Origin of the sequence: Chroococcidiopsis cubana SAG 39.79 (assembly GCF_003991895.1) — a bacterium.
GTDB lineage: Bacteria > Cyanobacteriota > Cyanobacteriia > Cyanobacteriales > Chroococcidiopsidaceae > Chroococcidiopsis > Chroococcidiopsis thermalis.
Map to the genome: position 1 here is coordinate 156,848 of NZ_RSCK01000010.1, position 6,289 is coordinate 163,136.

Below are 6,289 nucleotides of genomic sequence, written 5' to 3' on the forward strand. Positions count from 1 at the left end.
TTAAAAGTCAAAGGTCAAAAGTCAAAAGTCAAAATTGGGACAAGGGAAACAAGAGAGACAAGGGAGAATTCGGAATTCGTAATTAGTATAGATTCCCTGATAACTGATAACTGATAACCATTACTAAAGTCATAGGGCGATCGTGACTTTTTCTACATGAGGTTGAGCGAACTCGTTTATAAGATAGTGGCACAGAATTGCTATGACGGGTGTATTACCGAGCGTGAAGCTAGAATGAAAACTGATTTGCCTCATTCAGAGACGTTCCCATCGCGCGTGAAAAACTTCAAGAAAGTAGGAATTACTAAGTGGGTGCTGGGGGTATTCTTGCTTGGCTTTGTAGCCGCAGGTAGCTATATTGTTTATCGTCAAATTGTCATTGTTCCCCGTCAAGCCGCCCAGCGACAAGCACTCTCCGTTCCAGTAGAACGATTAAATTTATCTGTAACTGTTGCAGCTAACGGCACAATTAAACCAGAGCGATCGATTAATGTCAGCCCTAAAAGTTCTGGACGGCTGAAAAGCTTGTTGGTAAAAGAAGGTGATTGGGTAAAGCAAGGGCAAATTATCGCCTACATGGATGATTCAAACCTACAGGGACAATTAATCGAAGCTAAGGGAAGATTAGCAGAAGCTCAAGCAAATTTACAAAAATTGCTGGCGGGGAATCGCGTTGAGGATATTGCTCAAGCGCAAGCAGAGTTACAAAATACTCAAGCAACCTTAGAAGAAGCAACCTCAAATCTGCGCCAAAACGAGCAGTTATTCGCCTCTGGAGCAATTTCCAGTCGAGATTTAATTACATCCCGCGCTGCTTACAATAGTGCCAAAGCAGCTGTGGATAGAGCGCAGCAAGCTTTAACTCTACAGCAAAACGGTTCGCGCCCTGAAGATATCGCTCAAGCCCGCGCTCAAGTTAAACAAGCACAAGGGGCATTACAGAATATTCAAACTCAATTGAATGATACGGCGATCGCGGCTCCTTTTAGTGGCGTAGTGGCGCAAAAATATGCCGATCCTGGTGCTTTTGTTACTCCCACCACCGCAGGTAGTTCCGTTTCTGGTGCAACTTCCAACTCGATCTTGGCACTGGCGGCGAACAATCAGGTTGTCGCCAACGTATCAGAAAGTAATATTGCTCAAATTCGGATCGGACAAGACATTAGCTTTCGAGCTGATGCTTATCCAGGTAAAACTTTCAAAGGGCGAGTAATTCAAATTGCCGTTCAATCTACAGTAGAGCAGAACGTAACGAGTTTTCAAGTTAAAGCTGCAATTCTCACCGCTCCTCAGCTGTTGCGATCGGGTATGAACGTTGATGTTGATTTTAAAGCAGGCGAAGTGAAAAATGCGATCGTCGTTCCCACAGTTGCGATCGCTCGTCAACCTAACGGTACGGGTGTATTTGTCGCTAGCGAGAATAACAATCCCGTCTTTACCCCCATCCAAACCGGAGTGACTGTAAATGACAAAACCCAAGTTTTATCAGGACTCACGGGAACCGAAAAAGTCTTCATCACCTTTCCACCAGGAACTCGCCCCCAAACCAGAACGCCGGGAATCCCAGGTATGGGAGGTTCGCGACGGTGAACAGGGAGTAGGGAGCAGGGAGGACAAGGGGGACAAGGGGGACAAGGGGGACAAGGGGGACAAGGGAGACAAGGGGGACAAGGGAGACAAGGGAGACAAGGGGGACAAGGGGGACAAGGGAGACAAGGGGGACAAGGGAGACAAGGGGGACAAGGGGGACAAGGGAGCGGTTAACCAACAACTATCAACCATTAACCATTAACCATCAATTATTCTTCATGCCCAAAAAACAACCCCCTCACGCCAATACTAACGCCGTGTCAACTGCTGAAGTTGTCGGGATGGCGGCGGAATCTTTATGGAATCACAAGTTACGCACGGGTTTAACGATGTTGGGCGTAATTATTGGTATTTCTTCGGTAATTTCTATTACTTCGGTAGGACAAGGCGTGCAAAAATCTACCGAGCAACAGATTCAAGCTTTGGGTACGAATGTGATGCTCGTCCTTGCGGGTGCGTCCACGACTGGTGGCGGGATTAACCAAGGAGTAGGTTCAGCTTCAACTTTGACTTGGGAAGATGCTAAAGCGGTAGCGCAACAGGCTCCAGCAGCGATTGGCGTGACTGCTTTTTTACAACGTCAGTTTCAAGTTGTTTATGGCGGACAGAATATTTCTACTAGCGTTCTCGGGACGGATTTATATTACTCTGAGGTGAAAAATATCCGCCCCCAAGTCGGGCAATTTTTTACTCAGGCAGATTTAGATGCGGCTCAACCAGTTGTTGTTTTGGGTTCTAAGGTACGAGATCAGTTATTTGGCGCAGAAGTTAATCCAGTAGGAGCCGATATTCGGATTCAGCGACAAAGTTATAAGGTTTTGGGAGTAATGGAGCCAAAAGGCGCGGTTGGAGGTCAAGATCAAGACGATCGCGTATACGTACCGTTAACGAATATGTCGGCGCGGTTGGTAGGAAATAATGCTTTAACTTGAGTTTCCATCAACGGATTTTGGTTAGCAGCCAGTAACGAGACGCAGTTAGATGCGGCACAATTCCAAGTCACGAACCTTTTACGCTTGCGTCATAATATCTACCCACCGCAAGCAGATGATTTTCGGATTATCAATCAGGTCGATATTATCAACACGTTTAGTAGTGTAGTAGGATTATTTACCATCATGGTAGTGGCGATCGCGGGGATTTCTCTGGTCGTTGGCGGGATCGGAATTGCCAATATCATGCTAGTCTCAGTTGTCGAACGCACAAAAGAAATTGGCATTCGCAAGGCTGTAGGCGCGACTAATGCAGCGATTTTAATTCAGTTTTTAGCCGAAGCAGTTGTCGTCTCTGTCGTTGGCGGAGGGATGGGAATTGGTTTGGGAGTGGCGATAGCGGCTACTGCTGCTAATATTTTCAAATTTCCCCTCATCGTATCGTTGTGGTCGATCGCGAGTGGGTTTGGGCTTTCTTTCGTCGTCGGATTGCTAGCGGGAGTTATCCCAGCTCGGAATGCTGCTAAATTAGATCCGATTGCCGCTTTGAGAAGCGAGTAAAAATATTTTTTTCTCTGCTATAATCGTAAAGCCGATATGCGGATGTGGCGGAATTGGCAGACGCGCTAGATTTAGGTTCTAGTACCGAGAGGTGTGAAGGTTCAAGTCCTTTCATCCGCATTCCCTCTCTCTTCAAGCCTTTCAAGCTTTTCTCACCGAGCGATTGGCATCAGGGTAATTGTGAGCGATCCGACTCCTAGCAATTTACCGCTAATCCTTCCCCGTTCGCCGATTCTGGCTAGCGATGGCGCTAACTGGAAAAACATTCAATTTGCTTATTTTCGAGAACCACCTTGCGATGTTCCAGAACACGTGTCGTCCCAGCACGTTATTTGTCTGAATGTCGGAAAGCCCGTGCAGTTGGAGCAAGCAGTTGGCGGACGATATGAGAAGGTAGGATCGGGATTTGGAGATTTGAAAATTTACCCAGCCTACCTCAGCCAATGGTTTCACTGGAATAAAGAAGCTGAGTTTTTCAATTTGTTGTTAGCACCGTCATTTCTCGCTACAGTTGGCTATGAGGTATTTGGCAGCGATCGCCTCGAACTGATTCCACATTTAGCTACACTATTCGATCCGTTAATTGGACAGATTGGCTTTGCACTCAAAACATCCTTAGAAATTGATGGGAGAAACAGCCATCTTTATGCTGACTCGCTAGCCCATGCACTTGTGGTTCATCTTTTATCGAGATATTCCAGCAACTCACGTCAGCGCAAAACTGTTACGGGTAGTTTTACGCAACAGCAATGGCAGCAAATTGTTGATTTTATTGAAGCAAACTTAGATAGAAATATTAGCTTAACCCAGTTAGCAGAAATAGTGCGGTTGAGTCCATATCATTTTGCACACTTGTTCAAGAAATCAACTCATATTTCACCGCATCAATATTTAATTCGTTGTCGGATCGAACGAGCCAAACAACTAATAGTTATGGGTAATTTATCATTGGCGGCGATCGCTCAGACGGTTGGTTTTGCTAGCCAAGGACATTTCACTTACCATTTCAAACGCCTTGTCGGAGTTACGCCCAAAGTTTTTTGGCAGTTGTCGCAAGAACGTTGAAAACAATCGCAAGAACCTTGAAGAGAAGAAGTTGAGAATAGTTGGATACTGAATGCGTCAGTCGATAAATTCTGACGAGAAAGGAGAATTTATGTCACAACAGAATCTAGAAAATGTTCGCCGTCTGTTCGAGGCTGTCGAAGAACGCGATATTGGTGGAGTTCTTGCAGCTTACGCTCCTGAAATTGTCATCCGCGATGCAGAGTCACTTCCTTATGGTGGAGTACATTCCGGTCTGGAAGGTGCAAAGCAACACGTTGAAGGCGCTGCTCAAACTTGGAATCATCTTCAACCGCCAGCCGAGAGGAAGATGGATGCAGTCTTTTTAGATGCAGAAGATTATGTCATCGTCCTTTGGCAGTTGAAAGGGCTGGCGGCAAGTAGCGGTAAAAAGCTTGATTCGCCAGTAGTCAGCGTGTATAAAATGCGTGATGGCAAAATTGTCGAATCACAGATGTTCTACGCAGATACAGTTGCGATCGGGCAATTCCTGTTTTCCTAAAATTAAAGCAGCCCTAGAATAACAACACACCAGGGCTGCTGACAACAAACAATACACTCACACATAAAAGTGCATTGCACACATTGGCATCATACTATAAGACATTTGTACTATGCAAGCATCAGAATGACAACCACCAAAGCAGACGAGTAAGGATGCACTAGCTAGAGCAATCGCGATCGTATTTTTATGAAATTGGGTTGATTTTTTCTCACTAGATATTTATAGTTACTGGTGCTTCGTCATTTGCGATCGATTTAACTCAAGTAATTATAAAAATAAAATGTATTTCCAATTATCTCCGATTCTCGGGTACTGGGGAGTAAGGTTAGGGCTGGTTGGTGTGGTAGTAGGGGGGGCGATCGCATTTGGGAATGCTACACTGGCTCAGGTTGTACCGGACAATACTGTTGGTTCTGCTGTCACTGGTATCAGTGGCGGCGAGCAGACAATTACTGGTGGAACTAGGCAAGGTGGTCATTTATTCCACAGCTTTCAACAGTTTTCTGTACCTACCAATGGAGCAGCTTTTTTTAACAATGCTCCAGATATTCAAAATATACTCACCAGGGTCACAGGTGGCTCAATTTCTGAGATTGATGGTTTAATTGGAGCTAATGGCGCAGCTAACTTGTTTCTACTCAATCCTAACGGTATAGTTTTCGGTCAGAATGCCAGGTTGAATATTGGCGGCTCGTTCGTTGCTACTACGGCTAGCAGTATCAATTTTGCTGATGGAACACAGTTTAGTGCTACACCTAGTACAGGTGCGCCACTGTTAACCGTGAGCGTTCCCTTGGGTTTGCAATTTGGTACTGGTTCGGGAAATATCATCAACCGTGCTAGCGGCGTAGGTTTGCAAGTCCAGCCTGGAAAGGCTATAGGAATAGTTGGTAGCAATATTAATTTAGAAGGGGGTCGATTAACTGCTGAAGGAGGACGAATTGAACTAGGTGCAGTTGCAGCCCCAGGAGTTGTAGGAATTAACCCCGATTCCACTGGTTTCCGCTTCAGCTTCCCTACAGATTTAACTCTAGGAGATATATCTCTATCCAATACAGCTTTGGTTGATGTTAGGGCTGGCGGTGGTGGTAGTATCGCTGTCAATACCCGCAATTTAGATCTGTTTGGCGGGAGTGAATTAGTTGCTGGTATCGGAGGAAATCAGGGATCTGCTGACGCAGTAGCAGGGGATGTAGATGTTTATGCTCAAGATACTATAGCTGTTGATGGTGTGGGCGAATTTCCAGAAGGGGTTTTTAGTAGTGGCATCTTCAACAATGTAGAAACAGGCAGTACGGGCAAAGGTGGCAATATTAATATCAGAACTGGCTCTCTGTCCATAACCAATAGTGGTGTAATCTCTGCTAGCATCTTTGGTTCTGGGGATGCTGGCAATGTGACTATAACTGCTACAGATGGGATTTCTATAGACAGCGGTACAATTTTCGGTAGAGTTCAAGAAAGCGCAAGAGGCAACGGCGGCAATATCAATATCAAAGCGCGATCGCTGTCTTTAACTAATAATGCTCGACTAGATGCTAGTACATTCGGGTAGTGGTAGTGATACGGAAGTAGTGGTGAGGCTCAAATCCTGTCTAGCTCTGTGTTGTAGCCATGAATGAAGTACCAAACAGCT

The 6,289-nt window shown here is 45.4% G+C and carries 5 protein-coding genes, 1 tRNA gene and 1 pseudogene; 6 read left to right on the forward strand and 1 reads right to left on the reverse strand.

The features are described 5' to 3' along the window. Window positions 1–129: 129 nt before the first annotated feature. On the reverse strand, window positions 130–255 hold the full coding sequence (locus DSM107010_RS42140; protein WP_255409918.1) for a hypothetical protein: 126 nt from the start codon (window positions 253–255) through the stop codon (window positions 130–132). On the opposite strand from DSM107010_RS42140, the gene DSM107010_RS41160 reads away from it, so the two are divergent. The 6 genes and pseudogenes from DSM107010_RS41160 (at window position 235) to DSM107010_RS09520 (ending at window position 6,208) form a co-directional block, all read left to right on the forward strand. Further along, window positions 235–1,590 (forward strand): efflux RND transporter periplasmic adaptor subunit, encoded by a 1,356-nt coding sequence (locus DSM107010_RS41160; protein ID WP_158631757.1) that lies wholly within the window; start codon window positions 235–237, stop codon window positions 1,588–1,590. The genes DSM107010_RS42140 and DSM107010_RS41160 overlap by 21 nt on opposite strands. Before the next feature lie 281 nt (window positions 1,591–1,871). Continuing rightward, window positions 1,872–3,083: pseudogene (locus DSM107010_RS42885) on the forward strand (ABC transporter permease). A 38-nt stretch (window positions 3,084–3,121) separates the two neighbouring features. Further along, window positions 3,122–3,203: transfer RNA gene (locus DSM107010_RS09505), tRNA-Leu, on the forward strand. A 60-nt stretch (window positions 3,204–3,263) separates the two neighbouring features. Then, window positions 3,264–4,148, forward strand: a complete 885-nt coding sequence (locus DSM107010_RS09510) for a helix-turn-helix transcriptional regulator (protein ID WP_181245424.1) — start codon at window positions 3,264–3,266, stop codon at window positions 4,146–4,148. 91 nt (window positions 4,149–4,239) lie between these two features. Further along, window positions 4,240–4,650 (forward strand): nuclear transport factor 2 family protein, encoded by a 411-nt coding sequence (locus DSM107010_RS09515; protein WP_106171091.1) that lies wholly within the window; start codon window positions 4,240–4,242, stop codon window positions 4,648–4,650. 283 nt (window positions 4,651–4,933) lie between these two features. Beyond that, the gene (locus DSM107010_RS09520; RefSeq protein WP_106171089.1) at window positions 4,934–6,208 is read left to right on the forward strand and encodes a filamentous hemagglutinin N-terminal domain-containing protein; all 1,275 of its coding nucleotides are present in this window, start codon (window positions 4,934–4,936) and stop codon (window positions 6,206–6,208) included. Window positions 6,209–6,289 lie beyond the last annotated feature (81 nt).

Excerpts from the sequence above, each read along its gene's own strand:
- DSM107010_RS41160 (WP_158631757.1), top strand. The coding sequence starts at position 235 with ATGAAAACTGATTTGCCTCATTCAGAGACGTTCCCATCGCGCGTGAAA.
- DSM107010_RS42140 (WP_255409918.1), bottom strand. The coding sequence starts at position 255 with ATGAGGCAAATCAGTTTTCATTCTAGCTTCACGCTCGGTAATACACCC.
- DSM107010_RS09515 (WP_106171091.1), top strand. The coding sequence starts at position 4,240 with ATGTCACAACAGAATCTAGAAAATGTTCGCCGTCTGTTCGAGGCTGTC.
- DSM107010_RS09520 (WP_106171089.1), top strand. The coding sequence starts at position 4,934 with ATGTATTTCCAATTATCTCCGATTCTCGGGTACTGGGGAGTAAGGTTA.